Origin of the sequence: Xenorhabdus sp. KJ12.1 (genome assembly GCF_963876495.1) — a bacterium.
Classification (GTDB): domain Bacteria; phylum Pseudomonadota; class Gammaproteobacteria; order Enterobacterales; family Enterobacteriaceae; genus Xenorhabdus; species Xenorhabdus stockiae.
In genome coordinates this window covers 1-1,271 of sequence record NZ_CAWNQH010000145.1, presented here as the reverse complement: position 1 = coordinate 1,271, position 1,271 = coordinate 1, and the positions used below count along the sequence as shown (strand labels likewise).

The 1,271-nt window shown below is 38.9% G+C and carries 1 protein-coding gene; it reads right to left on the bottom strand.

Annotated features, from left to right (window positions below):
• Positions 1-405 precede the first annotated feature (405 nt).
• Positions 406-567: a hypothetical protein gene (locus tag AACS92_RS21765; protein ID WP_193757021.1), complete on the bottom strand. Its 162-nt coding sequence runs from the start codon at positions 565-567 to the stop codon at positions 406-408.
• Positions 568-1,271: the final 704 nt, after the last annotated feature.

Sequence of the window (1,271 nt, the reverse complement as noted above, 5' to 3'; positions counted from 1 at the left end):
TTATTCCAAATCCGAAGAGATGCATGACAAAGTGGTAGGTACGTTCATTGAGCGTGAATACTATCTTTCATAACAGATCTAACTATTGGGAGCATGACCAAATAAATATCCCTATAGGGCCTAAGATAAACCAGAATCCACCGAATAATATTGTCATCGGAGTTAAAAATAATAACGCAGCTAATGCCAATATAAATTTATCCCCTCTATATTTTGCTTTAAATGCTCTATAGAAAAGAAATGTTCCTATGGGAATGGTGATATACCAATATATCCAACCAAATACAATGTAAATAACGATATAGCCGAGCAATATTCCCATAGTTCCCTCATGAATTCATTGTCGAATCCATGAATATATCAGAGTCACTCACCATAGCCCACTCGGAAATGAGCTGGGGTTAGTCAACTGAGAGCAGCCCATTTGCGATAACGTGCACGTTGATTCCAACATAATTGCGTCAAACTACGGCGAAGTTCAGAGCGCGGGGCATGAGATAAAGCACGAGCGCGATAATATTCAAAATCTTCTTTACATTCAGCTGCAAATTTCATTGGTGTAGTCATATTTACTCCCTTAGAATTAATATTGTTTATTTGGAATGGTACGGAGTTAGTCGCCTGCTTTTAGCCACATCAGGCGAGGTGTTTTTGCTACTCCCCAGCAACAAAATCGGATGTACCTGCATATTTAACCACCTCAGGCTGCAGTGTCTTCATGCATTCCCTGATGCTAAAGAATGGGATAAAATAAATTTCCTGCAAAAATGAGGAGGAAATCTAATATATGGATAAAAGTCTGTGGAAAGAGATTACCGACTGGTTTAGTAGAAAGACTAAGAAGTCTTTCTGGGTAATAGTGAGTTATGCTCTAGTAATGATATTTTACACTAATTCACCCAAATTATGGGTGCGTGAGCATAGCCCTGATTTTTTGCCCGAAATCGTAGTTGATTGTATTTTACTGTGTTTTATCTGCATCGTTGTAATCGATGTTCCGATAATACTGATTAAATATCTGAGAAAACGAATTTCACGCTCTAGCCGTAATCCCGCCTGACTCCAACCAACGGCGGGATTTGGTTTTGGTTGAAACTGATTTTTTATTTACTACGGTGATTAGGCTGCTGGGCATGTTAGCAGTGCCAGGTTCTTGTTTGGTAGCACTATGTGGTCATGCTCCCAATGATTAGATCTTGTGATAAACTCCCTACTTTTTATTCTGGGTGAGATATGGCTAAAGTGGATGTGATTTGTCGTTACTGTCATAA

Coding starts and splice junctions, on each gene's coding strand:
- AACS92_RS21765 (WP_193757021.1), bottom strand. CDS start 567: ATGACTACACCAATGAAATTTGCAGCTGAATGTAAAGAAGATTTTGAA.